This is a genomic window from Kitasatospora sp. NPDC092948 (assembly GCF_044754805.1).
Classification (GTDB): domain Bacteria; phylum Actinomycetota; class Actinomycetes; order Streptomycetales; family Streptomycetaceae; genus Kitasatospora.
In genome coordinates this window covers 82,446-107,669 of record NZ_JBIVPU010000006.1, presented here as the reverse complement: position 1 = coordinate 107,669, position 25,224 = coordinate 82,446, and the positions used below count along the sequence as shown (strand labels likewise).

At 70.3% G+C, this 25,224-nt stretch carries 28 protein-coding genes; 9 read left to right on the top strand and 19 right to left on the bottom strand.

Annotated features, from left to right (window positions below; all coding sequences use genetic code 11):
* Positions 1–134: 134 nt before the first annotated feature.
* Complete coding sequence (locus tag ACIQF6_RS19910) at positions 135–1,781, bottom strand: hypothetical protein (RefSeq protein ID WP_400896671.1); 1,647 nt, start codon at positions 1,779–1,781, stop codon at positions 135–137.
* A gap of 6 nt (positions 1,782–1,787) precedes the next feature.
* Positions 1,788–2,300 carry a hypothetical protein gene (locus tag ACIQF6_RS19905; protein ID WP_400896669.1) on the bottom strand — a complete coding sequence of 171 codons (513 nt, stop codon included), beginning with the start codon at positions 2,298–2,300 and terminating at the stop codon, positions 1,788–1,790.
* Between the two features lie 254 nt (positions 2,301–2,554).
* Between ACIQF6_RS19905 and ACIQF6_RS19900 the strand changes: the two genes are divergently transcribed.
* Positions 2,555–3,838, top strand: a complete 1,284-nt coding sequence (locus ACIQF6_RS19900) for a hypothetical protein (protein ID WP_400896667.1) — start codon at positions 2,555–2,557, stop codon at positions 3,836–3,838.
* Between the two features lie 200 nt (positions 3,839–4,038).
* Positions 4,039–4,521 (top strand): YbaK/EbsC family protein, encoded by a 483-nt coding sequence (locus ACIQF6_RS19895; RefSeq protein ID WP_400896665.1) that lies wholly within the window; start codon positions 4,039–4,041, stop codon positions 4,519–4,521.
* Between the two features lie 118 nt (positions 4,522–4,639).
* On the opposite strand, the gene ACIQF6_RS19890 is transcribed toward ACIQF6_RS19895, so the two are convergent.
* Together ACIQF6_RS19890 and ACIQF6_RS19885 are read right to left on the bottom strand one after the other, a co-directional pair.
* Positions 4,640–4,915, bottom strand: a complete 276-nt coding sequence (locus ACIQF6_RS19890; RefSeq protein WP_400896663.1) for a hypothetical protein — start codon at positions 4,913–4,915, stop codon at positions 4,640–4,642.
* A 136-nt stretch (positions 4,916–5,051) separates the two neighbouring features.
* Positions 5,052–5,462 (bottom strand): LuxR C-terminal-related transcriptional regulator, encoded by a 411-nt coding sequence (locus ACIQF6_RS19885; RefSeq protein WP_400896661.1) that lies wholly within the window; start codon positions 5,460–5,462, stop codon positions 5,052–5,054.
* A 209-nt stretch (positions 5,463–5,671) separates the two neighbouring features.
* On the opposite strand from ACIQF6_RS19885, the gene ACIQF6_RS19880 reads away from it, so the two are divergent.
* Both ACIQF6_RS19880 and ACIQF6_RS19875 read left to right on the top strand, forming a co-directional pair.
* Positions 5,672–6,307, top strand: a complete 636-nt coding sequence (locus tag ACIQF6_RS19880; RefSeq protein ID WP_400896659.1) for a TetR/AcrR family transcriptional regulator — start codon at positions 5,672–5,674, stop codon at positions 6,305–6,307.
* Positions 6,279–7,241, top strand: coding sequence for an alpha/beta hydrolase (locus ACIQF6_RS19875; RefSeq protein WP_400896657.1), 963 nt, complete (start codon positions 6,279–6,281; stop codon positions 7,239–7,241). The genes ACIQF6_RS19880 and ACIQF6_RS19875 overlap by 29 nt, the downstream gene beginning before the upstream one ends.
* A 111-nt stretch (positions 7,242–7,352) precedes the next feature.
* On the opposite strand, the gene ACIQF6_RS19870 is transcribed toward ACIQF6_RS19875, so the two are convergent.
* The gene (locus ACIQF6_RS19870) at positions 7,353–8,843 is read right to left on the bottom strand and encodes a hypothetical protein (RefSeq protein ID WP_400896655.1); all 1,491 of its coding nucleotides are present in this window, start codon (positions 8,841–8,843) and stop codon (positions 7,353–7,355) included.
* Between the two features lie 183 nt (positions 8,844–9,026).
* Here ACIQF6_RS19870 and ACIQF6_RS19865 point away from each other — a divergent pair, with 183 nt between their 5' ends.
* From ACIQF6_RS19865 to ACIQF6_RS19850, 4 genes are all read left to right on the top strand, one after another.
* Positions 9,027–10,058 (top strand): TIGR03617 family F420-dependent LLM class oxidoreductase, encoded by a 1,032-nt coding sequence (locus ACIQF6_RS19865; RefSeq protein ID WP_400896653.1) that lies wholly within the window; start codon positions 9,027–9,029, stop codon positions 10,056–10,058.
* A 98-nt stretch (positions 10,059–10,156) separates the two neighbouring features.
* A complete protein-coding gene (gene bla, locus ACIQF6_RS19860) occupies positions 10,157–11,167 on the top strand; it encodes a class A beta-lactamase (RefSeq protein WP_400896651.1) in 1,011 nt (336 codons plus the stop codon).
* A 54-nt stretch (positions 11,168–11,221) separates the two neighbouring features.
* Entirely contained in the window at positions 11,222–11,521 is a 300-nt protein-coding gene (locus ACIQF6_RS19855; protein ID WP_400896649.1) for a hypothetical protein, read from the top strand.
* A 77-nt stretch (positions 11,522–11,598) separates the two neighbouring features.
* Positions 11,599–13,176, top strand: a complete 1,578-nt coding sequence (locus ACIQF6_RS19850; RefSeq protein ID WP_400896647.1) for a recombinase family protein — start codon at positions 11,599–11,601, stop codon at positions 13,174–13,176.
* A 74-nt stretch (positions 13,177–13,250) separates the two neighbouring features.
* Here ACIQF6_RS19850 and ACIQF6_RS19845 read toward each other — a convergent pair whose 3' ends face one another.
* From ACIQF6_RS19845 to ACIQF6_RS19800, 10 genes are all read right to left on the bottom strand, one after another.
* Positions 13,251–13,445, bottom strand: coding sequence for a hypothetical protein (locus ACIQF6_RS19845; RefSeq protein ID WP_400896645.1), 195 nt, complete (start codon positions 13,443–13,445; stop codon positions 13,251–13,253).
* Positions 13,442–14,017, bottom strand: coding sequence for a hypothetical protein (locus ACIQF6_RS19840; RefSeq protein ID WP_400896643.1), 576 nt, complete (start codon positions 14,015–14,017; stop codon positions 13,442–13,444). The genes ACIQF6_RS19845 and ACIQF6_RS19840 overlap by 4 nt, the downstream gene beginning before the upstream one ends.
* The gene (locus ACIQF6_RS19835; protein WP_400896641.1) at positions 14,001–14,168 is read right to left on the bottom strand and encodes a hypothetical protein; all 168 of its coding nucleotides are present in this window, start codon (positions 14,166–14,168) and stop codon (positions 14,001–14,003) included. The genes ACIQF6_RS19840 and ACIQF6_RS19835 overlap by 17 nt, the downstream gene beginning before the upstream one ends.
* Positions 14,169–14,184: 16 nt before the next feature.
* A complete protein-coding gene (locus ACIQF6_RS19830) occupies positions 14,185–14,358 on the bottom strand; it encodes a hypothetical protein (RefSeq protein WP_400896639.1) in 174 nt (57 codons plus the stop codon).
* Positions 14,359–14,416: 58 nt separating this feature from the next.
* Positions 14,417–15,472: a hypothetical protein gene (locus ACIQF6_RS19825; protein ID WP_400896637.1), complete on the bottom strand. Its 1,056-nt coding sequence runs from the start codon at positions 15,470–15,472 to the stop codon at positions 14,417–14,419.
* A 795-nt stretch (positions 15,473–16,267) separates the two neighbouring features.
* Entirely contained in the window at positions 16,268–16,714 is a 447-nt protein-coding gene (locus ACIQF6_RS19820; protein ID WP_400896635.1) for an endonuclease domain-containing protein, read from the bottom strand.
* Positions 16,704–18,563, bottom strand: a complete 1,860-nt coding sequence (locus ACIQF6_RS19815) for a DNA polymerase (RefSeq protein WP_400896633.1) — start codon at positions 18,561–18,563, stop codon at positions 16,704–16,706. The genes ACIQF6_RS19820 and ACIQF6_RS19815 overlap by 11 nt, the downstream gene beginning before the upstream one ends.
* Before the next feature lie 11 nt (positions 18,564–18,574).
* A complete protein-coding gene (locus tag ACIQF6_RS19810; protein ID WP_400896631.1) occupies positions 18,575–20,125 on the bottom strand; it encodes a phage/plasmid primase, P4 family in 1,551 nt (516 codons plus the stop codon).
* Positions 20,107–21,015: a hypothetical protein gene (locus tag ACIQF6_RS19805; protein ID WP_400896629.1), complete on the bottom strand. Its 909-nt coding sequence runs from the start codon at positions 21,013–21,015 to the stop codon at positions 20,107–20,109. Before ACIQF6_RS19805 ends, ACIQF6_RS19810 begins: the two co-directional genes overlap by 19 nt.
* 14 nt (positions 21,016–21,029) lie before the next feature.
* Entirely contained in the window at positions 21,030–21,434 is a 405-nt protein-coding gene (locus ACIQF6_RS19800) for a hypothetical protein (protein ID WP_400896627.1), read from the bottom strand.
* 350 nt (positions 21,435–21,784) lie between these two features.
* Between ACIQF6_RS19800 and ACIQF6_RS19795 the strand changes: the two genes are divergently transcribed.
* A complete protein-coding gene (locus tag ACIQF6_RS19795; protein ID WP_400896625.1) occupies positions 21,785–22,642 on the top strand; it encodes an SGNH/GDSL hydrolase family protein in 858 nt (285 codons plus the stop codon).
* A 76-nt stretch (positions 22,643–22,718) separates the two neighbouring features.
* On the opposite strand, the gene ACIQF6_RS19790 is transcribed toward ACIQF6_RS19795, so the two are convergent.
* The 4 genes from ACIQF6_RS19790 to ACIQF6_RS19775 form a co-directional block, all read right to left on the bottom strand.
* A complete protein-coding gene (locus ACIQF6_RS19790; protein WP_400896623.1) occupies positions 22,719–22,898 on the bottom strand; it encodes a hypothetical protein in 180 nt (59 codons plus the stop codon).
* A gap of 176 nt (positions 22,899–23,074) precedes the next feature.
* Positions 23,075–23,371, bottom strand: a complete 297-nt coding sequence (locus ACIQF6_RS19785) for a hypothetical protein (protein WP_400896621.1) — start codon at positions 23,369–23,371, stop codon at positions 23,075–23,077.
* Positions 23,372–23,451: 80 nt separating this feature from the next.
* Entirely contained in the window at positions 23,452–24,204 is a 753-nt protein-coding gene (locus ACIQF6_RS19780) for a hypothetical protein (protein ID WP_400896619.1), read from the bottom strand.
* A 176-nt stretch (positions 24,205–24,380) separates the two neighbouring features.
* Positions 24,381–25,178, bottom strand: coding sequence for a hypothetical protein (locus tag ACIQF6_RS19775; RefSeq protein ID WP_400896617.1), 798 nt, complete (start codon positions 25,176–25,178; stop codon positions 24,381–24,383).
* Between the last annotated feature and the right edge of the window lie 46 nt (positions 25,179–25,224).

The following is a 25,224-nucleotide window of genomic DNA, read 5'->3' as shown; positions in this document are numbered from 1 at the left end:
GACGAACGGGGGGTGGTCGCCGGAGTCCGGAGACCACCCTCACTGTCGGATCGGTCCTTGGGCCGCAGCGGCGTGCTCGGCCCGCTGTCGGACAGGCTTCTGGCGGGGATGCGGCTTCGGAGGCGCCTCCGGTGTCATGACGGTTCGACGGAGATCGCGCGCAGGGCGTATCCCGCGCTCTTGCCCTCGATCGGCGTGACGGTGACGGCGACCGAGTTCAGCCCCATGGTGAGCAGGTCGCTGTAGTCGACCGAGGCGTAGTTCTGGTTGCGCAGCGCGATGGAGAGGAGGTTGTTCTCCCCGCCCTCGGCTTCCGAGGCGTCCACGTACTTCGTCAGCTGGGTGCTCTTGTCGCCGTTGACGACGATGGTCAGCTTCAGCCCTGTCCGGGTGGTCTTCCAGTGCTTGAGGTGCAGGGCGTAGTCGGCGGTGTCCACCACCTTGAACAGCAGGGTGAAGGTGACGCTTGAGCACTGGTCGGTCAGATCGACCTTCAGCGCGGTCTCGTCGGCCTTGAAGCCGGACCCCGACGTGCAGGACGACCTGTAGTCGGTGGTGTCCCGCACCAGCAGGGTGTTGGCGCCGGCGAAGATGCTGAACGGCTTCGGTGGCGATCCGCCGCTCGCCGGGGCCGGCGGAACGGTGAACTTCGAGGGAACGAAGCCGATGACCGCCGGCGCTTCCGCCCGCCCCACCGGGTCCAGGCCCAGCACTCCGAGGTCGAGGTCGGTGGAGAGGCCGCCGTCGCGTCCCGGGAGCAGTGTGGTCGAAGTCGAGTCCAGGTAGACGGCCACCTGCTTCTTGTCGTCGAGGGTGTGCGAGGCGGTGAAGTACTGGAGCGTGTGCGACAGCTTGAGCGGATCGGTCACGGAATTGTCGACCGTCACGATCCACTGCGCGTGGGAGGAGAAGTTGATCCCGAACATGGACAGGTGGCTCGGCGGGCAGAGTGACACCCCGTCGTAGAGTCGCACCGTCATGGCTGTGGGCAGGACAAGCTGCACCTGATCCTTGTTCTTGGGGTTCGTGTTGTTATTGGTCCTGCGGTACTCGATCACGTCCCAGGGGTACTCCTGCCCGAACGTCCAGGTCGGGCAGGAGTTCGCCGGGTTCACCAGCGCGTAGGCGCCCCAGTTCTCCACGCTCATGCTGGTCGAGGCCGATGCCTCGTGGCTCTGACTCGTCCCGGATTGGCTGGTGGCGGTCCGGGACTGCTCGGTCGTGGTCGTGGTCGAGGTCTCCGCGGAAACGCTGAAACTGAGGGAGTCCCCGGTCAGACCCGCTGACGCGCTGTAGCTGTTCGTCTGGGCCGTGGACGAGCCCACGGTGTGGCTGTTCGAACTCTCCTTGGTCGAGCCAGCCTGGTCTCCGACCGTTCCGGACGTCTGCACCTTGGTGTTCACCGTGTGCGGGGAGTATCCGAGGAGCTGCAACGCCATGCCGTCCGGCAGCTTGGAGGCGAGCTGCATGCTGAGCAGGACAGGGTAGTTCGAGTACTCCGTGACGTCCTTCTCCGGATTGAGCAGCAGGCCCTTCTCGTTGTAGATGGTGATCCGCTGGGTGAGGGACAGGACGTACTTGCGCTCCCCGGGGTTCGCGACACCGGCCGGGACCACCCCGTTTCTGAGCTGGACATCGTCGTTGTAGGTCACCTGGTAGGTGGCCGTGAACAGGCCAACGGGAACTTCGGTCGTCTTTTTGTTTTCGCCTTCTCCCTCCGTGCGGTTCCAGTGCAGGGGGCCGGTGAGGGTGTAGGTGAAGGGGTCGACAGCCTTGAACATTGTCGGTCATCCATTCTCTGCGCGGATCATGTACGTCACCGAGAAGTAGGGCTGAACGTTGTAATGAGGGTTTCCCTGCCCTTCCTGGTCCGTGCCCTCCGTATGGGTTCCGCCATTCCCCTGGGCATCCTTGAAGGGCCAGTCATCGCCGTCCTCGCCGGAAAAGCTCCGATAGTGGCGCCAGAATTTACCGTCATTGATCGTGTGCCAGTGTCTCGGCATCTCGTCGATGCTCAGCTGATGCTGTGCTTCGCCCCCGGTGTTCCCGATCTGCAGGGCGCCGTGGAGTGTCGCGAAGGCCGGATCGCGCCCGTCGGTCTGCTTCGTGCTCCCTTTTGCGGGGTCGCCCGCGCCGATCAGGGTCCGGCCGATGAGGTTCGGCGTCGTCGTGCTGCTGAGCAAGGTGATGAGTTCCTGATATTTTGGCGGAATTTCCGTCCCATCGCACGGAAGCCAGCCGTCGGGCAGGTCTTCGAACTTGTACATGGTTGCGACAATTGTGCCCAGGGGTACGGACATTCATGGACTCCTTGCTCGGTGAATCGGGCGGAGGTCTTTGTTGAATCGGGTCGGCGGTACAGCCAGAGCCATTTGTACCGAAACTTGTTTTCCCCAACGGCGGTGTCGCGTACGGTCGCACGGACGGCTCTCCAGGGCCACACGGATGGAGTGCCGGCCTGCATGCGGCAGGGCATCGGTGGGGAGCATGGACCCGGCGCGCGTCGTGAATTGAATGACACCTGCGGGCGCGGCCGCGAAAGGAAGGGGCTCCTGTGCCACTCAAACCGTCGTCGAAGCTCACCCGGGAGCCGGACCCCGAGGAGTCGATGCTGGCCGCTCAACCGCAGGCCAAGAGGAGGAGGCGAAGCAGCGGGCAGCTCGGCGCAATGGCGTCGGCGCAGGCGGGTCCCTCGTCCGAGGCGGTCGGGGATCCCTTCGAGGCCGGCGCGTACGAAAAGCCTTCCGCCATTGTGGGCCAGAAAAAGGGAATCTCTCGCAAAGGGCGGGCCGACGAGCTCGAAAACATCGTGTGGAAGGACCATTGGGAGCCGATTTCGGAGGTGTGCCGCCGATACAACTACACCATCTGTGTCCGGGAGACCGGTGCGCTCTCCATTGCGCGGATCGCGGAAGGTGCGAAGGCGAAGCCTCACACCATCCTGGAGAAAACCATCAAGAAGAGCTCCCTGGCGGTGAAGTACAAGGACGATCCGGCCGTCATGGAGAAGTTGGAGTCCTTGGAGCTGACCGGATTCGTCGGGCATTGGGATCCGGAAGGCGGCCTGCTGGGAGTGCGGATCGACAATCCTCCCGGCTCCGTGGCGAAGAGCCTGGTTCGATCAGGGAGGGGCGGTGAACCGTACGTTCCGGTCGATGTCCATGCGGAAGGCGGCGGATCGGACCTGCTCAGGCTGAAGGAGGACCCGGAATGGAAGCATCATCTCTATACCGGTGACTACGACCTGCACGAGGTCTACAAGGTCCGAGGGCTCGGCGGCGGAGGGCAGATTCCGGAGGCCACTCCCGAAAAGGTGAACCTGCTCAACCGGCTGAATCGAGCGATTGCGGCGCAGGACGAGAAATCAGGGTCGTCGCCGGTGCGCAGCGGCACCTCCGAGATGGGGGCGGGCGGTACCGGTACCATCCACATGGCCGAAGGATCCTCGCACGCCATGTTCCAGCACGGCGACCAGGCCACCTACCGAATGAATCAGTATTTCGAGCACGGGGCGCGTGTGCCGAGAGATCCGAAGGAAAGTCCGACCCCTCGATCGGCGAAACTGGTGAAGGCGGTGGCCACGGAATCGGACGAGCCGCTGGCGTGGTGCCGCTTCGGGCACTGGTATGTCACCAGGAACAGCAAGGAACACGCAGCCCTGCGGAAGCGCTGGAAGCTGACCACCCCTCACACCTGGGAAGCGGGGGAGGTGAAGCGGACGGCGGAGGGGAAGTACCTGACGGCGGAGTTCCTCGGAGGCAACAGCGCCCGACGCCGCGAGCCCTTTCGCCGACCCGCCGGGCCCGCCGGGCCCGCTCGCCCCGGGGCCCAGGAGTAGCGCCCGTCGAGGCCCGGCCCCTGGGGCCCTGACGCGACGTCCGCCGCCGACCCTGGGCCCGTGCTCGACTGCCGGGCCGGGCTCGGCGGGGGTGGGCGGCAGTTGATTCGCTGCTCGCGTGAGGTCTATCGTTCCGCACACGGGGGCGTTCCGTATGTGGAACGCCTGCTCGAAATGCCGTGCAGCCACGAGGAGTTCAGGTGGAATCGACTGCCCTGCCGACCCGCAGCGCCCAGGTCGCCGAGGCGCTCGCCGCCGCCGGCCTCACCGGTGCCGTGCGGGTGCTCGACGAGTCGGCCCGCACCGCGGCGGAGGCCGCCGCGGCTCTGGGCTGCGAGGTCGGCGCGATCGCCAACAGTCTGGTCTTCCACTCCGACGGCGAACCCGTCCTGGTCCTCACCAGCGGCCGGCACCGTGTCGACACCGCCGCCCTCGCCGCCCGCTGGGGCCGCGGGCCGCTGCGCCGCGCCACCCCCGAACAGGTCCGCGAGGCCACCGGCCAGGCCATCGGCGGCGTCGCGCCCACCGGCCACCCCCGTCCGCTGCCCACCGTGGTCGACCAGGCCCTCACCGACTACCCGCAGGTCTGGGCCGCGGCCGGCACCCCGCACACCGTGTTCCCCACCACCGCCGCGGAACTGCTGCATCTCACGGGCGGCACGCTGCTCCCGGTGGGCCCCTGAGGGTCCGGGTGCGATGCGCAACTCCAGCTGCGGACCGAGGCATTAGAGCACGGCGGTTCGCCACCCGGCCCGGCGAGGAGCGCGAGGAGTGCGGGAGCGAGGGGAGCGAGGGGGACGGTCAGAACGGAACCGACAGTCCGGCCTTGCGCAGCTGGGACAGGGCGATGGACATGCACTGCTCCACCGTTCTCCCGTCAGCGCGCATACCGTGCTCCAGCGGCCCCCCGTTGGCCGCGAACGTCCAGGCCGGCGCATTGTCGGCCGCCCGCTCGGCGTCCACCCTGATCATGGCGTTCACGCCCTGCTCGCCCAGCCACTCCAGGATGAGGAGCGTCACGTCCTCGACGCCGTCGGCCCGGTCGGTCCTCGGGCTGCGGCCCTGATGTCCCGTCATCGCGCAGACTCTACCGAAGGGTTCGCGGCAGCTCGCCGGAGCCACCGGCGGTCGGCACCGCCTCCCGTCGGAGGTGCTGTGCCCGCCGGCCGGTGGCCGCTGCCCGGACCGTTCGACGCCCGCCTCCCCGGCGGGGTCACTGGCGGCTGAGGTAGGTGAGGACGGCCAGGACGCGGTGGTGGCCGGTGTCGGTGGGGGAGAGGCCGAGCTTGGTGAAGATGTTGCCGATGTGCTTGTGGACGGCGTTGTCGGTGATGACCAGGCGGGATGCGATCGTGGTGTTGTCCTTGCCCTCGGCCATCAGGGCGAGGACCTCGCGTTCGCGCGGGGTGAGGGCGGCGATCGGGTCGTGGGCGGGGCGGGTGAGGAGTTGGGCGATCACCTCCGGGTCCATGACCGTTCCGCCGGAGGCCACGCGGTGCAGGGCGTCGACGAACTCGCCGACCCGGCCGATCCGGTCCTTGAGCAGGTAGCCGACGCCGCCGCGCCCGTCGGAGACCAACTCACCCGCGTACTGGCGCTCGACGTACTGGGAGAGCACCAGCACCGGCAGGCCCGGGTGGTCGCGGCGGGCCCGGACGGCCGCGCGGACGCCCTCAGAGGACGTGGCGCGGATCGCCGGGCGGAGAACAGGCTGGTGGACGACGCGCTCTGCGGGAGGGGATGACCGCCCGTCCGGCGCTGTCGGGTTCGCGTGCCGCTCCGGGGGACGCTCACGAATTTACACTCTTGGGGCTTGGTGTTAACTTTGTAAGCATGCCGAAGGTTCCCTCCTCCCAGCTCGTCCTCGACGCCGCCTACCGGTGCTTCTGCCGCAACGGCTACCGCCGCACCACCATCTCCGACATCGTCGAGGAGGCGCAGATGTCGCGCCCCACGGTCTACAAGTACGTGGGGAGCAAGGAGGAGGCGATCGTCAAGGTCGTCGGGTCCCTGCTGGAGCGGGCCGCCGCGGCCTCGGATACGGCGGCCCGGGCCGCGGACACGGCGGAGGAGAAGGTCCTCGCGGTGCTCACGGTGAAGCTGGAGGTCGCCATCCGGCTCTGGCGGGACAGCCCCGCCCACGCCCAGGAACTGCTGTCCGCGGCCACCGCCCAGGCCCCCGACCTGGTCACCGACTACACCGACCACCTGGCCGGACTCCTGGCATCGGCCCTCGCGCAGGCCGCCGGGGACGGCGCGCGGCGGGCCGCCGCCGTCCTGCTCACCTTCACCCGCGGACTGGAGGACGACCTGCGCGACGCCGACGCCGTACGCGAGGAACTCGCCGCTGGCGTGCGGATGATCACCCGCGGGGCCCTCGCCGGCCCCGCGTCCACCCCGGCTGACCCGTGCGGGCCGGCCCGCCCGAAAGGCGCACCCCATGCACACCAACCCCACCTACTACCGTGACCAGCAGGCCTGGCGGGACCTCCAGCAGTTCCTGCCCGAGCGGCTGCGACTGACCGACGCCACCGCCCCGGAGGAGGAGTTCTGGGACTGGCGCGGCCACCGCGTCCACCTCGACCGCTACCCCCGTCCGGACGCGAAGGCCAAGGTCGTGCTCCACCACGGCGTCGGCACCAACGGCCGCCAGATGTCCCTCGTGCTCGGCGCCCCGCTCGCCAGGCGCGGCTTCGAGACCGTCGCCCTGGACAACCTCGGCTACGGCCTCACCCGGGTCAAGCCCGGAACCACGCCCTCCTACGACGACTGGGTCGACCTCGTCGTCGACTTCCTCGCCCACGAGCAGGCCCGCGACGACCGCCCCATCGTCCTCTACGGCCTCAGCGCCGGCGGCATGCTCACCTACCACGTCGCCGCCAAGGCCCCCCGCGGCACCCTCCGCGGCATCGTCGGCATGACCTTCCTCGACCAGCGCGACCAGCGGGTCCGCGACGAGACCTCCCACGACAGGCTCACCGCCCGCGCCGGCGTCCCCCTCATGGGCCTGATCGCCAAGACCCCCGCCGCCGCAGCCAAGTACCCGATGAGCCTGGCCTCCAAGATGTCCGCGCTCGCCAACAACCCGGACGCCATGAAGGTCCTGATGAAGGACCCCACGTCGGCCGCCAACTGGGTCAGCGTCCGCTTCCTCGACAGCTATGCCACCTACACCCCCGCCGTCGAGCCGCCCGACTTCGACGCCTGCCCCGTCCTGCTCACCCAGCCCGCCGAGGACCGCTGGACCCCCCACCACCTCAGCGTTCCCGTCCTGTCCCGGATCACCAAGGTCCCCGTCGACACCGTCATGCTCGACAACGCCGGCCACTACCCCCTCGAGGACCCCGGCCTCCAGCAGATGGAGGACGCCATCGCCGACTTCGTCACCAGGAACACCGCCTGACCGGCGCGGTGCACCCCCGGGGCCGGTCCCGCACCGTCAACGGCGGTGCGGCCGACGCCCGTTGAGGTGTGTCAGAGGCCCGCGTCGGCGAGCAGTCGCTCCAGCGAGGCGTCAAAGGCCCGCGTCGGCGAGCAGTCGCTCCATGTGCTCGACGGGAAGGTGCGGCGAGGCGGCGGCGGCCTCCGCGACGTGCTCCGCGGGGTCGGCGAGCAGCCGGAGCAGGGACGGCAGCGGCAGGTTGCGGTGCGGCGCCACCGCGTGGCGGACGCGTTCGACCGGGTCGGCGGCCAGCCGCGCGGCGAGTTCCGCCGGCAGGTCCGGGTCGCGCGGCGCGAAGGAGCGGAGCCGGGCGTCGGCGTCGGTGGCGAAGCGGCGCAGGTACTCCGGCGGGAAGACCACGACCTGAGCCCGGTCCCACCAGGAGGTGAACTTGTCCCGCCGGGGCTGGTGGCGCCGCTCGATGCGCTCGGCGGTCGCCGGATCCACCAGGTGCGGGGCGGCGTTCGCCATGGCCAGGCGCACCAACTCCTCGTCGTCGTCCAGCAGTCGGGCCACCACGTCGGCCGGGAGGTCCCCGCCGGCGGCGGCCGCCGAGGCGCGGAACGCGACGTAGGGCGAGTCGACGTGCGGCAGCGGATCGGCCGCCACCCAGGGCAGCAGCAGCGTCCGCAGCTCGGTGGGCGCGTTGAGGGCGTCGAGCCACTCCCGGATCGTCTGGTCGTCCGCGTCGGGATCCGGGTCGAGAGCCGAGTCGTCCAGCGACACCGCGTCCCGGTGGACCGAGGCGTGGATCTGCGCCCGCAGCTGCTCCGGAGTGTCGGGACGGGCGAACACCTTCACCCGGACGGCCAGGGCCCGGTCGACGGCCAGGACGTCCCGGACCTGCGGCGGCAGGTCCGGGTGCCGGGCCAGCTCCGCCCGCACCGCGCTGTCCGGATCCGCGGCGAGCCGCCGCAGGATGTCCGCGTCCAGCACCGCGTGCACCGCCGCGCCCGCCCGGGTGAGCGGGTCCGCCAGCAGCGCCGGCACCAGGTCCGCGGGCGGCACCGGATGCGGGAGCCGCGCGTAGTACGTCGAACAGGCCGCGGAGCGGACCTGCTCCTCGGGATCGGTCAGCAGCACCCGGCGGACCTCCTCCGGCGCCTGCGTCCAGTACTTCGCCAGCGCCGCCCGGACCGTGGGATCGGGGTCGACAACGAGGCTCTCCCGCAGGTCGGACGGCGTGTCCGCGCTCTCGGCCAGGCTGGTGCGGACCTCCGGATCGGAATCGTCGACCAGCCGCTCCCACACCTCCCGCGGCGCGCTCGCGGCATGCCGCACGAGCGCGGACCGCACCGACGCGTCCGGGTGGGCGGCCAGCAGGCTGCGGAACCGGCCCGGCAGCCGCTCGTTGAGGGCCAGGCTGTGCAGCAGCCACTCGTCGTCGGTCGCGACGATCTCGGCGACCAGGTCGTCGGTGAGGTCCGGCCGCCGCGCCACCTCCCCGAAGCCTTGCCGGTCCGCGATCAGCCGCCGCACCATCGGCGCGGGCAGGGCGGGGTTCGCGGCCAACCCGTCCAGCAGCGCGCGGAGATGACGTGAAATCAGATCGTCGGCGTCCATGCGGCACAGAATGCCAGCCGGGCGACGGCGGGTGGCGGCCGCCCCGCCCTCCGTTGTCCGTCCCGCCCTCCGTTGTCCGTCCCGCCGTCCCGCCGTCCTGACCGGCCGTGGGCGGGACCCGCCGGCCGACCGCATAGCATCGGGGGCGTCCCGACGCCGCACCGCCCGCAGGAGCGCCCGCCCATGCGCATCGACCTCGCCGCACCCCCGCTGCCCGCCACCGCGCCCGGCCTGGCACGGGCCGCCGAAGAGCGCGGGGCCGGCCGGTTCGTGCTGTCGGAGACCTCGCACAACCCGTTCCTGCAACTGGCCCGGGCCGCCGACCGGACGGACCGGATCGGCCTCGCCACCGGTGTGGCGATCGCGTTCGCCCGCACCCCGATGACGCTCGCCTACGAGGCGTGGGGCCTGCACGAGAGTTCCGCCGGGCGCGCCGCGATCGGGCTCGGGACGCAGATCAAGCCGCACGTGGTGCGCCGCTTCGGCATGCCGTGGGACCGTCCGGCGGCCCGGATGCACGACTACCTGGCGGCGGTCCGCGCGATCTGGCGCAGCTGGCAGACCGGCGAACGCCTCGCCTTCCGCGGCGAGTTCTACCGGCACACCCTGATGACGCCGGTCTTCGCGCCCGCCCCGCTCCCGTACGACCCGCCGCCGCTGCTGCTGGCCGGCGTCGGCCCGCTGATGACGGCCGCCGCCGGGGCCGCCGCCGACGGATTCCTCGCCCACCCGTTCGGCTCGCCGCAGCACCTGGCCACCGCCGTCCTCCCGGCCGTCCGCGCCGCCCGCGCCAAGTCCGAGGCGGACAGGGCCCCGTGGACCGCCCGCCCGTTCGAGGTGGTCGCCAACGTCCTGGTCGCCACCGGCCGCACCGAGGACGAGTACCGCACCAACCTCCGCCTGGTCCGCGAACGCCTCGCCTTCTACGCCTCCACCCCCGCCTACCGCCCCGTCCTGGAGACCCACGGCTGGACGGCCCTCCAGGACGAACTGCACCCCCTGTCGGTCCGCGGCCGCTGGCAGGAGATGGGCCGCCTCGTCGACGACACCGTCCTGAACGCCTTCGCCGTCACCGGCGAACCCACCGCCGTCGCCCGCGAACTCCACCGCCGCTACGGCCCGCTCGCCGACCGCCTCTGCCTCAGCGGCCCGGACGAGACGGACGCCGCCCCGCTGCTCGACGTGGTCTCCGCGGCGGTCGACTCCCAGCCGTAGCGGCACCGCGCACCGGCACGGCACGGCACGACACGACACTGGCACGGCACCGGCCCGCCCTCTGTCGTCGGCCGGGCCGCCGCGGGCACCGTGGAGCCATGCACGTCACCAAGCCCTGCGCCGCCCTGCTGCTCGCCACCGCCCTGCTGACCGGCTGCACCCGGACACCGCCGGCCCCCGCCCCTCGTACCACCGCCTCGACCGCCGGCTCCACCGCCGCCTCGACCACCGGCTCCACCGCCGACTCGACCGCCGGCTCCACGACGGACTCCACGGCCGACGCCTTCCACGAGCTGGAGCAGCGCTTCGGCGCCCGCCTCGGCGTGTACGCACTGGACACCGGCAGCGGCCGGGAGATCGCCCACCGCGCCGACGAGCGCTTCGCGTTCGCCTCCACCTCCAAGGCGCTGGCCGCCGGCGCGCTGCTGCGCCGCGCCTCCGACGCCGACCTGGATCGGGTGGTGACGTACCGTCAGGAGGACGTGCTGTCCTGGGCGCCGGTCACCTCGCAGCACGTCGCCACCGGCATGACGCTGCGCGACCTGCTCGCCGCGTCCCTCGACCACAGCGACAACACCGCCGCCGACCTGGTCACCGCCGAACTCGGGGGCCCCGCCGCCGTGCAGCAGATGCTGCGCGACCTCGGCGACACCACCACGGACGTCAGCCGCACCGAACCGGCCCTGAACGAGGCGACCCCGGGCGACCCCCGGGACACCAGCACGCCCCGCGTCCTCGCCGCGGACCTGCGCCAGTACGTCCTCGGCGACCTGCTCCCCGCCGACCGGCGGCGACTCCTCACCGACTGGCTGCTCGCCAACACCACCGGCGGCCCCTACATCCGGGCCGGCGTCCCCACCGGCTGGAAGGTCGGCGACAAGACCGGCAACGCCGCCCACGGCACCCGCAACGACATCGCCGTCCTCTGGCCCGACGGCGGCCGAAGCCCCCTGATCGTCGCCGTCCTCTCCGACCGCGGCCGCCCGGACGCCCCCTCCGACGACGAGCTGATCGCCCTGGCCACCAGCACCGCACTGAACGCCCTGGCCACCAGCACCGCACTGGACGCCCTCGGCCGACCGCCCGCCGGAGCAGGGCCGACCCCGTGACCCGCGCAGGTGTGGCTGACGGCCGGTCGCCGGGGCCGGGCCTAGCCTGGCGGGATGAGCGAGCAGCAGCACAGCGGGCGGGGCCGGCGGCCGCACTACCGGGCGTTGTCGCCGCTGCGCGAGCACCTGCGGGAGTCGTTCTGGTTCGCGCCGCTGGTGGCGTGCGTCGGGGCGGTGGTGCTGGCCGGGCTGACCGATCTGGTCGACCAGGAGATCTTCGCCGAGGCGACGGCCGAGCAGACCGCGGACACGCTGCTGTCGTTCGCGTCCGGCAGAACCGACTATTCCGTGGAAGGCCGCATGAAGGCTCTCCGCGTGGGTGTGGAGGCGCTGGAACGGGCTGGGCGCGCCTGACGGCGGGCTTCCCCGGGGCCAGGTTCGCCCGTTCAGCGGCGCGAGCCGCCCCGGCCCCTGGGGAACACATGCCCACCATGACCAGCACCAACGACGCGCCCGTGACGCCGTATGACGGTTGCGGGCGTTGTCTGCTCGGCGTCCGCCGACTCTCCCGCGTGCAGGCTGCCACCAGCTCACCCGCGCGGCAGCGTGACCTGATTCTCGACGCTGTGGCCCGCGAGGGAGGGCACATCATCGGATGGGCGGACGACTGGGAGGTATCCGGCGCGTCCGACCCGTTCACCCGGCCGAAGCTGGGGCCCTGGCTCAAGGGCCTACACGGGCTGTACGACGGTCTTGCAGCGTCTGCCGTGGACCGCATCGGCCGAGACGTGTACGAGGGGCTGCGACTGGCTCGGGAGAACGCCGCAGCCGGCCGGACCCTGCTCACCGCCGACCACGCCGGGTACTGGGACCTGAACGACCCGCAGCAGGAGCAAGAGTTCACGCTCAAGCTGTTCATGGCGCAGGGGGAACACCGGAACATCAGGACCCGCAACCGGCAGGAGGCCGAGCGGGCTCGCCGTGACGGGGAGGTTGCCGGGCGTCCCGCGTACGGATTCATGCACGTGCGCCTGCCCTACGGGGGGAAGGTGTCTCACACAGAGCACGAACCCGATTCGGCGACCGTTGCCCGCGAGTTCGCTCGCCGACTGCTGACCGACGAAACCGGCCGAGTGACGGTGGATTCGGAGGCGGCTCGGCTGACCCGTTCCGGGGAGCTCTCGCCGTCCGATTGGTCGCGCGTGATGTACGGCAAGGAACCGAAGGGCCTCCGCTGGATCGGTAACGCCATCAAGCGCATCTGCCTCTCGGACGCTTCCCTGGGCTACCTCACGCACAAGGGGAAGGCGGTGCTGGGGCCGGATGGGCATCCCGTCCGGATCGCTCCGGGCCTCTGGGATCGGCAGACTCAAGCCGCGCTGAGGGAGAAGCTCACCAAGGCTCCAAAGGGGTCCCGGGCCGCCAAAGGCGAGCTGCTGCTGCCCAACGTGGCGATTTGCGGCTGCTGCACTGTGAGGCTCTATTGGACCAGCACGCGTGACAAGAGGGGTGTCCTCCCCGGATGGGGGTGCAGGGCCCGTACGAACGGCCTGTTGGGGTCTGAAGAGTGTCCGCAGCCGGTTGCGCCGATGGTTGACATAGATGAGTTCGCGGAGCGGCAGTTCCTCGCTGAATTCGGTTCTGCCGAGTTCACGGAGCGGGTGTGGGAGCCGGGCAACGGCGTGGCACAGCGCATCGCGGATCTGGAGGCCGACAGGGAGCGGCTGCGGGCTGACCGTGCTGCGGGCTTGTACGACGATCAGGACGATGCCGAGTGGTTCCGGCGGGAGTATGCACGGATGGGGGCTGAGTTGAGGGAAGCGAAGGCAACCCCGGAGAAGTCAGCGGGATGGTACTCGGTGCCGACCGGGCGGACGGTGGCCAGTGAGTGGAAGAAGGCAGATGTTGTGGGGCGACGTGAGCTTCTTGAGGAATTCGGGGTCAAGATTCTGCTGTTTCCGGGCCGAGGGCCCCTGAAGCGCAGTCCACGAATGAAGTTCATCACGACAGATGAAGCTGCCGAGCGGCTGGCGGATGCGCTGGAAGCTGCTTCAGCCAACGCAGCATAGGAAACGCAGAAAAGGCCCCCGGTCAGCACTGTTCGAGCAGTGCCAGCCGGGGGCCTTGGTGTTGGGCGCTGAGGTCACCACCCGACGTTTTCGATGTCGGTGGCGAGGTGGAGTGCGACGTCGTGGGGCAGGGGGACGGTCGTTCGGGTGAGCTGTCCGGGGGTGGTGTGTTCGGTCTCGATGACGATGACGCGTTCGCCTGCGGGGGTGCGGGCTTCGTAGGCGCGGGCGGCCTGGTGGACGACGGCGTGGATGACGGGGAGGGTCACGCCGCGCCCTTCAGCAGGTAGTTCGCCATAGCGATCTTGGAGGCCACCCCGGCGTCGGAGCCGAGCAGTTCGGAGGCGCGGAGGAAGGCGCGTTCACGGTCCGCGGTGGTGTCGTCCTGCGCGGGCGTCGTCTCGGACGGGGTGTCGGGGACTGTCTGCTGCGGGGCGGTAAGCAGGTCGGCCAGGGAAGGCTGCGGGAGGGCGGTGGGCGAGGTGGAGCCGCCGGCCACCAGGTAGGGCTGTCCGTTCTGGCGGGCCTGTTCGGCACGGTGGGCGGCATCCAGCTCGCCGAGGCGGAGGGCGGCTTCGGCCTCGCTGCGGCGGACTCGCTCGATTTCCTGGGCGATGGTGCGGGAGGTGGTGGCGGCTCGGGTGAGGGTGATGCCCAGGTCCTCGGCGACTTCGGGGCTCAGGTAGATGGACGTGGTGGTCTCGCCGCTGTGCACGAGGAGGCCGATGTCTCCTTCGGCGTCCACGTGGGCCTGGGCGTAGTCGCGGGGGCCGTAGTACTTGCAGGGGAAGACCTGGTCGTCCGGGCGGACGATCTGCTGCTGTTCAGGGGCGGTCGTCAAGGGGGGTCTCTCCGGTCGTGGTCAGGTAGTCGGCGATGCGCAGGACGGCGCTCACCCGGGCGTCGAAGGGCTGGTCCTGGTAGCCCCGGGCGTTGGCGGCCATCTCGGCGACGGTCTTCTGCGCGAGGGCGAGCGCCTCGGTGCGGGTCATGGCTTGCGTCTCGCCGTCAGGTGAACAGGCCTATGAATGCCTGGACTTCACGGGCGGAGTGACCGCCGTCGTAGCGGACGGTCTCGCCGTCGCAGACGACTTCCAGGTTGTAGAGGGAGTCGTCGCGGGGGTCGGCGAAGACGTGCAGGGTCGCGCCGCGCAGATCGTAGGTGCCTATCGGGTTCGTCATCGTGGTGCCTTTCGAAGGGGGTTCGCCGGTGTTGAGGCAGGGCGGTCAACAGCCATCCTCACGTGGCGGCCCGGAGCTTCTTCAGGGCGCGCGACCAGGTGGCCTTGACGGTGCCGGGGGTCTTTCCGAGGGCTTCGGCTATGGCGGTGGCGTCGAGCTTTCCGGTGTCGGTGAGCATCGGGGGTTCGCCGTCGAAGCCGAAGGCGAGTCGGGCGATGGCGGCCTCGGTCGGCGACATGCCGGCCAGCAGTTCCGCGGCCTTGACTTCGGCGGCGGCGGTGAAGCGGGCGCTGGACTCGGCGTCGGCGGCGTGGTCGATGATCGCGCCGGTGGCGTGCTTGCCGCGCTTGGCGCCGGTGACCCGAACTCCCTTGCAGCGCACGGCGTCGCGGGAGACGGCGAGGGGGTTGTGGGCCAGGGACGGCTGGAGGTCGGTGCACCAGCCTTCGCGGGTGGCCGCGCCGACGACGGGCCGGCCGTCCTTGACGGCGAGGTGGAGGCGGGCGGCGCGGGGGGTGGTGCCGAGCGGGGTGTACTCCACCAGGTGATCGGGGTCCTGGGCGGGCGAGGCTTCGAGCGTGCTGTCCGCGACGGCGGCGATCGGCACGGGGCGGACGAAGGCGGCGGCGACGAGGTCGGCCCGCTGCGGGGAGAACCGGTGCTTGGCGTCGGGGAGGCCGGTCAGCTCGGCCTTGGCCTTGGCGAAGTCCCCGTCGTTGCGCTGGAGGGCGCCCATGAAGGCGCGGGCGGCGGCCCGGGGTGCTGCGGGGGCTGCCTCCTGGGCGGCTGCCGAGCGGCCGTCGAGCTTGGCCCGCTGGAAGGCGTAGGAGGTGAACTTCGCGGTGTTGTCGGCCTCGGTGTCCCAGGCGTGGATGGCGCGCCAGAAGCTGAGGCGCATCTCCTGGGCGATGTCCTGCGCGGCCTGGTGGCTGTCGCCCTCCATCGTCGCGGCGCGCATGCGGGAGACGGAACGGGCGATGCCCTCAAGCCCGTTGAGGATCTCCTCGGTGGCGACGCGGCCCCGGTCGAGCTTTCCCATACCCGTCAGCGCGGGGAGCGGCTTGGGGGTCTGTGCCTGGCGGATCAGGGCGGGGGTGATGCAGGGCGAAGACATGGAGGTTCCTTGGCATGTTCAGAACAGAAGGCTGGGCGTGCGGTATTGGCGCGCGGCGGACCGCAAAAGGGCATGGCGAAATCGCCGGTCGGCGCTCGGCCCGCGTCAGGACGCGGAGAGGCCGCCGGCCGGTGCTCGGGCCGCGTCAGGGCATGAAAAAGCCCCGGCGGGCGCACGGCCGCGTCGGGGCATGAAGAAGCCCCTGCCGGTTCGGGTCAGCCGAAGGCAGGGGCGTGCGGGTGGGTCTGAGGTTGGATCAGGCGGTGCGTGCTCCCGGGATGCTTCGGCGAGGTGCCGGGGCTCCGGTGAGGGTGAGCCGCCGCGAGGTGAGTGCCATGCTGCGGGCGAGGCGGAGGTGAAGTGCGCGCCCGAAGCGCGACCGGTGGGGTGCGGGCCTGACGGTCCGGTGGGTGTGCAGTGAGGCCAGGGCTCGGAGCTGTTCGAGGCGGTAGCGCCTGAACCAGTCCGACTGGCGACCCGTCGGGCGAGGGTCCACGAGGTCGATGATGTAAAGGAGTTCGGCTTCGAAGGCGGGACATCCGGGGGCCTGGGGCGATTGGCCGGCGCGGGCCAGCTGCGCGAGGAGTTGGCGGGCGCCGACCGGGGCAGTCCACTCCCGCCTTAACATTTCCAGCTCCAGATCTTTACGAAAAACTCACAGTTGAAGATTTGACGGTAGGTGGATGCCTCACCCCCCGCAACCGGAGGGTTCGGGACCTTCAACCCTGTCGAAAGTCCCGAACCACCCAACAGCCTGCAACGTTTACGCAAAGTGAGCGTAAAGTGTGATGGGCGTCACTTGCCGAACTTCCGGAGGTAGTCCGCTCCCTGGTCGAGGCGGGTGGAGGAGTCGCCGAAGTGGCCGAGCGCGCTGTTCTCGCCCCTGCACAGCAGTCTCCTGACGGCCTGTCCGTGGGGCTTGTCGTGGTCGTGATCGACTACGAGGCGGTCGCCGACGGCGGCCTTGTTCCCGCAGATCGCGCACCGCCACCGCTGCCGGCGGCCCATCCGCTCGTAGTCCGCCAGCGTGAGCCCGTAGACGCGGCGCAGCCGGGCGTCGCGGCGCTTGCGGATCACTGCCGGGTCGCGGTTGGCCTTGTGGTTGGCGGCCTTGACGCACCCTCGGCAGACGTTCGCCCGGCCGTTGGGGGCGCGTTTGCGCCGGCCGAACTGCCCGAGGGGCTTTTCGTCGTCGCAGACCTCGCAGAACTGGGTGAACGGGCTTTCCGGTTCACGCCGCACAGGCCCACTCCTTCGGCAGGCCGTAGCCGTCGGCCCAGCTCGGGCCGTAGATCTCGGCGTCGGTGTCCAGCGGGACGCCGAGCAGGGTCATCTTCATGGCATTGGCGCAGGCGCGGGCGACGTCCGCGGCCTCCTTCTTCGGGGCGGTGCCGACCACTTCGTCGTGCACCCACATCGTCAGATACGGGGTGAGGCCCTGGGCGTCCATCGTGATCAGCGCCTGGCCCATGGTGTCGCGCGCGGTGGACTGGCAGGCGTAGGCGACGGACTTGTAGAGCTTGTCGCGGTCCAGGTGCAGCCGCCGGCCGGTCACCGTGGTCATGGTGCACCGTTCTGCGAGCGCGGTCCGTTGCATCGCTCTGGCCCACCGCTTGATGCCGGGGAAGGCCCGGCTGTAGCGCCGGAGGGTGTCGCGCATGACGTCCACCTCCTGGCCTGTCTGCTTCGCCAGCGTCGCCGCGCCGCCCTGGTAGGCGGTGCCGAGTCCGGCGATCTTCGCCAGCGTGCGCTGGCCCTTGTCGTACCCCTTGCCGAACATCATCTCCGCCGCGAAGCCGTGCAGGTCCGCACCGGAGGCGATAGCCCGGATCATCCTGGATTCCCCCGACAGGGCGGCCAGCACCCGGAGTTCAACCGCCTGCTGGTCCACCGAGAAGTACACGCTTCCCGGCTCCGCGACCACGCACCGGCGCACCTCCCAGCCGTGGGAGGGAAGCTGAGCCATCGCCGGGTCGGAGTGAGAGGCGCGGCCGGTCTGGGCACCCAGCGGGTTGATCTTCGGATGGATGCGGTCGCGCTCGTCGCGGCCCGCCAACATCGCCTCGGCGTAGCTGGTGGACCACTTCCCGGCGCGCTTCGCCCGCAGCACGGCGTCCGCGAGGACGTTGGGCTCGCGCATGCCGAGCCGCTTCCAGTCCTGGTCGAGGTCCGCCATCGGCAGCAGCACGTCCTTGGCGACCGACAGCGCGCCGCTGTCGGTCTTCTCCGTCAGTGCTTCGCCCATGCCGAGCAGCGCGCTGGCCACCTGGTCGGGGCTGTTCACCGAGGACACGCCGAACCGGGCGGCCACGGCGGAGAACCGCGCCTTCTCGTCGGCCAGGCGACCGACGAGTCCCTCGGTGTATGCGGGGTCGATCAGCATCCCCGTGCGCTGCAACTTCGCACACACCAAAGCGAGTTGATGCTCATACGGCAGCAGCGCCGAGCGCAGGCCCTCCGCCTTGTAACGGTCCAGCAGCTTGGGCAGCAGCCGGGCGACGAGAAGGGCGTCGAGACCGGCGTACAACTCGTAGACGGGATGCGAGAGGCTGATCCCTGCCCAGCCGGTCTCCTTGGTCAGCCTGAGCCCGTTGAACACCTTCGTCAGGTCGCCCTGGGTGTCGGGCGCGGCCGGATCGACGTACCAGGCCGACAGCGGCTTGAGGGACAGGCCGACGCCGCCCTCGTAGTCGTGGCGGCTGTCGAGGAGGTGCGCGGCCACCCGCGAGTCCTGGGCGCGGGGGTAGAGGTCTTCGAGTCGGATACCCAGCTCGGTGTCCACCTTCAGGGCGTCGAACGCCAGGTTGTGGGCGACCAGGTTGGGCAGCGCGGTCAGGGCCTCGATCGCTGCGGCGCGGAACGGGTCGCCGAGTTCGACGGGGAGGACGTACGCGGTGTGGGTGTCGCCGAACTGGGCGAGCCGTATTCGGTCCGTCCACGCCAGGCCCGTGGTCTCGGTGTCGAAGCCGATCAGCGTGCCCGCGTTCGCGTGGGTGGTCCACCAGGTGCGGAACTCCCGCAGGTCGTCACCGTTCTCGGCGACCTTGATCTCGACCGGCTCTCCGGCCAGTCGGTACGGGTGTACCCGCATGTGCTCTCTTCCTAGTCGTTGGCGGTGTCGAAGACCCCGGGGCCGGCGGGCGGCTGGTCGGCGAAGCGGACGCCGAGCAGGACGCGGCCCTTCGTCATGCGGTGCTGACGGATGCCGCGCTCGTCCAGCGCGGAGACGAATCCGCGGCGGGTCCACGCCTTCTCGCCCTGGGCCTCGCACCAGTCGCGGTACGCGGTGTACGCGTCCTGCGAGGGAACGTGGCTCTTGTCGCTGTCGGTCTTCACCAGGACGTCCGTCAGGAACTCCGCCAAGGCGTCGCTGTTCTCCTTGAAGTTGGACGTGGCGGCCCTGATGCAGTCGGGTTCCTTCAAGCCTTCCGCGTACCACTCGACCGCCCCGGCGACCGCCCACGCGGCGATGCCCTCGGCCTCGGTGCGCAACTCGGCGAAGATGCCGTGGTCGCGCTCCTCCGGCTTGAAGTACCGGTCGAACTTGATGAGCTTGACGCGGCGCCAGAGCCCTTCGTCCTGCGAGCGGAAGGCCGGGGTGTGGTTGGACGCCAGCCACAGCAGGAAGGTGGGCTGGTAGGTGAAGAAGTTCTCCCGCATGAACCTCGCGGTGAGGCGGTCCGAGCCGGTGGCGCGCTTCAGCACGGACTCGCTCATCGGCTTGCCGGCCTCACCCTCTGAGGCCATGACCATGCGGGCGCCGCGCAGGGCGGCGAGGTCGGCGGGGATCGAGCTGCCCCGGTCCTCGAACGTCTCGAAGCGGGTGGTCTCCGACAGGTCGCCGAAGACGTGGCTGAGGGTGTCCAGGAACACGCTCTTGCCGTTCGCACCGATGCCTACCAGCACCGCGAACGCCTGCTCCGCGGTGGAGCCGGTGATGCCGTACCCGCACAGGCGCCGGATGTAGGCCGGCATCAGCGGCTCGGCGGGAAAGACCTCGCCGAGGAAGCGCAGCCAACGCGGGGCCTTCGCCTTGGGGTTGTACTTCCACGGGAGCGCCTTGGTCAGCATGTCGGCCGGGTCGTGCGGCTGAAGTTCGCCGGTGCGCAGGTCCACGGTCCCGTTGGCGAACGACAGCAGGTGCGGCTGGTTGTCGAAGTCGTCCACCGAGCAGTTCACCCCGCGCACCGACGCCAGCTCGCGCATCAGGTCGTCGATCCGGCGGGCCATCGTGAAGCCCTTCGCGGCCTTCGCCAAAGGCAGCGCCGCGACCTGCTTCTCGTACTCTGCTTGGAGCGCGTCACCGGCGAGCTTCAGCGCCAGCGCCTCGCGGATGACCGACTTCTCGCGGGCGAGGGTCTCCACCATCGCCGCGCCGAGGTCGTGGGCGGCCTGGCGCACCAGCACCTCGTTGCGCACCCAGTGCGTTCCCGACCAGACGTGGAAGCCCACGCCGTCGGCGTACTTGATGCCGCCCCGGGTGTACTGCACCAGGGCGTGGGCGTTGACGATGTCCGAGGCTCCGTACCGGGACGCCGCCTCGCGGTAGGCGGCCACCGCGTCGGCCGGCGGCAGCGTCAACGACGGCCGGTCCGGCTCGAACGGGGTGGTCAGACTGTCGATGGCGTACACCGTCACCGTTTCTCTCTCCATACTGCGTAGTCCTTGAAGCCCACGGGCAGCGTCAACTCACCGGCGGGCACGTCTCGTTGGTGGAGGGCGGCGAGGATCGTCCGGGTGAACTCCCGGCCGGAGCGGTCGTTGTCGCCGCACACCCGCACGTCACGCCCCGCCAGTCCGCTGGCTAGGCTGTCCAGCGTCGCGGGGTCGTTGTTGAGCAGTGCGGCCCCGCGCACCCCCACCGCGTTGTAGCCGTCGGCGACGACCGCCAACGGGTCCGACAGACCCTCGGCGATCACCCACGGCGCGGCGGGGTCCGGGCCGGGGAACACCCCGAAGCGCTGCCACTCGAAGCCCTCGGGGTTGGCGAGCGAGATCCACCGCCCGGGGCAGCGGCCCGACAGGTCGCGGCCCTGGGCGCCCCTCGCCACCCCGGCGAAGTCGTGCATCGGCACGACCAGACGGGGATAGCGGATGAACGAGGTCGGAACCCACTTGGGGCACGGCTGCGGGCCCGGCCACCAGCGCAGGCCTAGGCGCTCCTGCTCAGCCTCCGTCAGGCCGAAACGTTTCTGCGCGTAGCCGACGGCCGGGGCCGCGTCGTCACCGGCCGGCAGGCTGTCCAGCCACACCCGCAGCCCTGCCGTCAGGAACGGCGAGACCGGTTCCGGCCGGGCCTCGGCCACCGTGATCAGCCCCTCGGCGTCCACGTTGAACAGCTGCCGGGGCAACAGCCCCATCCCGGCCACGATGTCCTCGAAGGCGCACCCGGCACGGCACGCCAGCCCCACCATGCCGTTGGTCTTCAGGTTGAGCCACAGCGACGGCTTCCCGTCGTCGTGGGCCGGGCAGCGGGCCACCCACTCGCCCGGCTGGTAGTCCCGCCGCTCTTCCAAGCGGTCCAGGATCGCCGACATGCGCACGGCGGCCTCCTTCTTCAGTAACCGGCCTCCCGAAGGGCCTTGACGATCGCCGCGTGCGTGCGGATGGACGTGACGGCGTACCCGTCCTCGGTCTTCGCCCGGGGCCGCTTCACGTACGCGACCCCGAACAACAGACCCGCGTTGATCGCCTCGGCCTCGGCCTGGCGAACATAAGAGGCGAGGTCGTACGACCGCTCGGCCTTGCACTCCCCGGCGAACGGGCGCACCCCGAGGTCGCCGATGTCGTTGACGCCCTCCTGGACCTGGCGGCGGACGTTGTCCGGGTCGCTGGGGTCCCTCCACCGCACCGAGCGGTCGCCGTCCTTCCAGAACTTCCGGTACTGGCCAAGCTGTTCGTTTAGGTAGTCGGCCACCGCGGTCTCCCAGGCGGTGCCTTTCGTTTTGCTGGTGTTGCCCATCAGGGCGTGTCTCCTTGGTTCGCTCGATCGTTGGCGGGTCGTATCCGTCCGGCCAACACTCACCACCGCGAGGCGGGATCGGATCGACTTGCCGGCGCTGGCTGTTGCGGCACGGGCCCGCGTTGGATCGCAGAACCTGGGCCACACTCACCGGCGCACCCGCAAGGCGTTCATGACTTTCCGTACTTGATCCAGTACATTCGGCGACGGTTTTTGGTTGAACCGGCGCCAACTGTCGAATCTCTGGAGGATTCGTGACACGTTTCCGTACCCGCCTGGCACTGCTCGGCTCGGCCGTAGCCCTTACCGCCGTCCAGCTCGCCGGCGTTCACCCCGCCGCTGCGGCCGACGTGCGGCAGTGGGTCGCCCTGGGCGACTCGTACACCGCCGGGGTCATTCCGGCCGCGGGCAACGCCTTCGAAATCCCGCGCGACGGCTGCGAACGCACTGACCGGTCCTACCCCCAGGTCATCGACCGCGATCTCGGCAGTCTGTTCGAGCTGACCAACGTCAGCTGTGGTGCCGCCACCATCGAGAACGTCACCGACACTCCCCAGAACCCGATCGGCCGTCACCTGCCGCCCTTCTCCGATGACCCGGACTATCCCTTCCCCGCGGTTCCCGCTCAGTCCGGAGCAGTCGGCGCGGACACCGACGTCATCACCGTCGGTGTGGGCGGCAACTCCCTCGGCTTCGCCGAATTCCTCACCAAGTGCGCGCAGTTGGGCGGCGAGAACGACGGCAAGGGCACCCCGTGCAAGGACTCCCTGGCCGCCGGCGTCCCGGACCGGCTGAAGAAGGTTCGCCATGAGTACGACCGGATGCTCGCCGTGCTCCACGAGCGCGCCCCGAAGGCGAAGATCCTTGCCGTCGGCTACCCCACGATCATCCCCCGGGACGCTTCCAAGTGCGGTTACGGCGACCTGGCGAAGTTCGGCACGATCACCCCGGGCGATCTGGAGTGGCTGCGCAAGGATGTCCTGGAGCCTCTCAACAAGGCCATCGACGACTCCACCGGCACACAGGATGCCGCCAGCTTCGTCGACCTCTACACCTCTTCGCGGGACCACAGCGTTTGCGACGACACCAAGTGGGTTGAAGGCTTCGTCACCCTTCCCGACCAGCTGTCCTTCGTGCACCCCAACGCCCTCGGTCACCGCAACGCCGCTGACCATGTGGAGGAAGCAATGCTGAACGCCATCGGCTGATTCGCACCTGGATGCCGACTTCTGAGTGAATTGGTGCCTGGCGCCAGCCGGGCACCAATTCCGAGCACCGGAGCCACTAGGCAGTCGCCACCATCAGGGCCGCGCCCCGGAAGACCGCCAGGCCGGCGGCGTCCCAGTAGCGGGAGAAGTCCGGGCGCTGGCGGGCGTCGTGCAGGAACAGCAGCCGGTCACCGGGCCCGGCGCGGCGCAGGTCTCCGAGCGCGGGGGCGATGCCCAGCCCGATGCGGTAGGTCATGTCTCCTCCGGCGGTCGCGGCTCGCGGAAGTCGGCGGTGTGCGCGGCGTCGGAGGCCCGCAGCAGACGGCGCGGTGACGCACCCTCAGCGGCCAGCGCCCGCGCACGGGCGTGGAGGAACGCCCGCCGATGCTCGGGAGGTATCTTCCACAGCGGGGTGAAGTGGTCGTCCAACACTCAGGCCCCCTCCGGCAGGTGGGCCCAGGACGTGCGGTCGGCGATGTGCCGGCAGGCGCGCTCCGAGATGCCGAACGCCACGGCGAGCGCGGCGAGGTTGGCGCCCACGTCGGCCGCGCCACGGATCGCGTGTACCTTGCGCTCGGTGAGCTTGGCCTGCGAGTTGCGGGTGCCGCCCTGCGGACGTGGCGCGGGGTCGCGGAACGCGGCGCGCATGATCTCCTGCGAACGGTCGGCGGAGGGCAGCGGGTTGACGAGTCGGGCCGGGATCGGCTGATCGCCGGTCAGGTACTGCATGGTTCTCTCTCCATGGAAACGGGGGCGGGACCGGCCCCGAAGGGCCGGTCCCGCTGGTGGTGCTGGGGGTCGGGCGCCGGTTAGAACGGCGGCTCCTCCTCGATCGCCGACGCCTTGCTGTCGGCGATGGCGCGCTCGTAGGGCTTGATGACCTTGATCGTGGCCTTCTGGTAGTCCACGTCGCGGCCGGCCTTGCTCGTGTACTGCACGCGCTCGTTGACGAGGTGGGCCAGCGACGGGCCGCCGGAGCGGGCCAATGCGCCCTTCAGCGCGGGCAGTTCGGGGATCAGCGACCAGCCCGAGGACTTGTAGCGGAACCGACCGAGCTCAAGGGCGTGGGGCAGGGTGAAGTCGATCTCGATGCTGGGCTTCGGGCCGCGTTCGGCCTTCGCCCGGTCGCGCAGCTCGGCGAGGGTGCCGGGGCAGCGGCACGGCACGCCGACGTCCTCCGGCGGGCTGAGGAACTGGCGGGTGTCGCAGTGGTGCGCGAGCTTGCCGTTCACCCACTGCTTGAAGTCCATCGACACGGCCTCGGGGCCGTCGATGATCACCTCCACCCGATCGGCGTCGGTCTTCACCGCCATCGCGTCCTCGGCCTCGGTGTCCCGCTCGTACGGGGTTCCGCCCAGCAGCTCGGCGACGGCGTCGGCGACGGCCGGCACGGCGGAGGTGACCATCCACTGGTGCTGGGCGATCGGGAAGCCGCCGTCCGGGGCGGCCTCGTAGTTGCGGAAGACGCCGGCCAGATCCGGGCGGGCGTTGGCTTCGGCGCGCTCCGCGCGCTCGGCCAGCTCGGGGTCCGAGGCGAAGATGTTGTCGAGTGCGTTGCTCAAGGGCGTCCGTTCTCTCGGGAGGGGTTCGTCATGTGTGAGGCGGGGCGGTCAACAGCCGTGCCCACGAGGGTTGAGGCGGGACGGTCAGCAGCCCGCTCCGCGGCTCGTTGTACGTGAGGTGCGGCGGTCAACAGCCGTGCCCGTGGAGGTTGAGGCGGGACGGTCAACAGCGGTGGTCAGGCGGCGCGGCGGGCGGTGCCGGTCTGGCGGCCGGCCTCGTTCTTCCAGGCGACGCGGCCGATGATCCCGGCGTCGGAGGCCCGGTCGTCGGCGAAGCGGCGGCGCAGGTTGAGGAACCGGCCGAAGATGGCGTGGTCGATCTTCACCGGACGGAACTCGGCGCGGGCCGGGGTGATGTGGAGCACCGCCCCGGCGTCGATCTTCGGGAACGCCTGGATCTTGCGGTCCACGGTGATCAGGTCGTCCGCGTAGGCGTAGGCCGCGAGCTGGTAGGCCACCGACAGGTAGACGCTCTTGCTGGTCTTCAGGTCGCCGAGGATGGTCCTGCCGTTGATCTTCACCATGAAGTCGAAGCTCCCGGCGTACTCGTGCCCGCGCGACCACGCCACGTCCTCCGCGTGCAGCAGCTCGGGCTGGTAGCGGTCCAGCCACGCTTCGATGTGCGGGACGTACGGCTCCACGTCGTGGTGCGGATACGGCACCTCTTCGCCTCGCAGGCGCAGTTCGAAGTAGTCGTGGACCAGCGAGCCGACGTCGGCGCGGACCTTGGTGTAGCGCTTGCCCGCGTACTTGAGGAAGTCCACGGCGGCCTGGCGGTCGCGGGCGGCTATGCGCTGGACGACCTCCAGGTCCGTCACCGCGCACTCGGCGGCCATGCCGGCCGACCAGTCCTGGAGGAACGGCTTCGCCTCCATGTTCAGGATGGAGGTCACCGAGGGGGCGAGGTCGCCCGACTCCGGGTGGACGTAGTAGCGGGAGCCTTTCTGGTGGATCGTGCGGACGCCGTCGGACATGCTTGCTCGTTTCTGTGGCGGGGCATGGGAAGGGCCCGCCCCGGGG

Coding starts and splice junctions, on each gene's coding strand:
- ACIQF6_RS19910 (WP_400896671.1), bottom strand. CDS start 1,781: ATGTTCAAGGCTGTCGACCCCTTCACCTACACCCTCACCGGCCCCCTG.
- ACIQF6_RS19905 (WP_400896669.1), bottom strand. CDS start 2,300: ATGTCCGTACCCCTGGGCACAATTGTCGCAACCATGTACAAGTTCGAA.
- ACIQF6_RS19890 (WP_400896663.1), bottom strand. CDS start 4,915: ATGACGGGACATCAGGGCCGCAGCCCGAGGACCGACCGGGCCGACGGC.
- ACIQF6_RS19880 (WP_400896659.1), top strand. CDS start 5,672: ATGCCGAAGGTTCCCTCCTCCCAGCTCGTCCTCGACGCCGCCTACCGG.
- ACIQF6_RS19875 (WP_400896657.1), top strand. CDS start 6,279: ATGCACACCAACCCCACCTACTACCGTGACCAGCAGGCCTGGCGGGAC.
- ACIQF6_RS19870 (WP_400896655.1), bottom strand. CDS start 8,843: ATGGACGCCGACGATCTGATTTCACGTCATCTCCGCGCGCTGCTGGAC.
- ACIQF6_RS19865 (WP_400896653.1), top strand. CDS start 9,027: ATGCGCATCGACCTCGCCGCACCCCCGCTGCCCGCCACCGCGCCCGGC.
- bla (WP_400896651.1), top strand. CDS start 10,157: ATGCACGTCACCAAGCCCTGCGCCGCCCTGCTGCTCGCCACCGCCCTG.
- ACIQF6_RS19855 (WP_400896649.1), top strand. CDS start 11,222: ATGAGCGAGCAGCAGCACAGCGGGCGGGGCCGGCGGCCGCACTACCGG.
- ACIQF6_RS19850 (WP_400896647.1), top strand. CDS start 11,599: ATGACCAGCACCAACGACGCGCCCGTGACGCCGTATGACGGTTGCGGG.
- ACIQF6_RS19835 (WP_400896641.1), bottom strand. CDS start 14,168: ATGACCCGCACCGAGGCGCTCGCCCTCGCGCAGAAGACCGTCGCCGAG.
- ACIQF6_RS19830 (WP_400896639.1), bottom strand. CDS start 14,358: ATGACGAACCCGATAGGCACCTACGATCTGCGCGGCGCGACCCTGCAC.
- ACIQF6_RS19825 (WP_400896637.1), bottom strand. CDS start 15,472: ATGTCTTCGCCCTGCATCACCCCCGCCCTGATCCGCCAGGCACAGACC.
- ACIQF6_RS19815 (WP_400896633.1), bottom strand. CDS start 18,563: ATGCGGGTACACCCGTACCGACTGGCCGGAGAGCCGGTCGAGATCAAG.
- ACIQF6_RS19810 (WP_400896631.1), bottom strand. CDS start 20,125: ATGGAGAGAGAAACGGTGACGGTGTACGCCATCGACAGTCTGACCACC.
- ACIQF6_RS19800 (WP_400896627.1), bottom strand. CDS start 21,434: ATGGGCAACACCAGCAAAACGAAAGGCACCGCCTGGGAGACCGCGGTG.
- ACIQF6_RS19790 (WP_400896623.1), bottom strand. CDS start 22,898: ATGACCTACCGCATCGGGCTGGGCATCGCCCCCGCGCTCGGAGACCTG.
- ACIQF6_RS19785 (WP_400896621.1), bottom strand. CDS start 23,371: ATGCAGTACCTGACCGGCGATCAGCCGATCCCGGCCCGACTCGTCAAC.
- ACIQF6_RS19775 (WP_400896617.1), bottom strand. CDS start 25,178: ATGTCCGACGGCGTCCGCACGATCCACCAGAAAGGCTCCCGCTACTAC.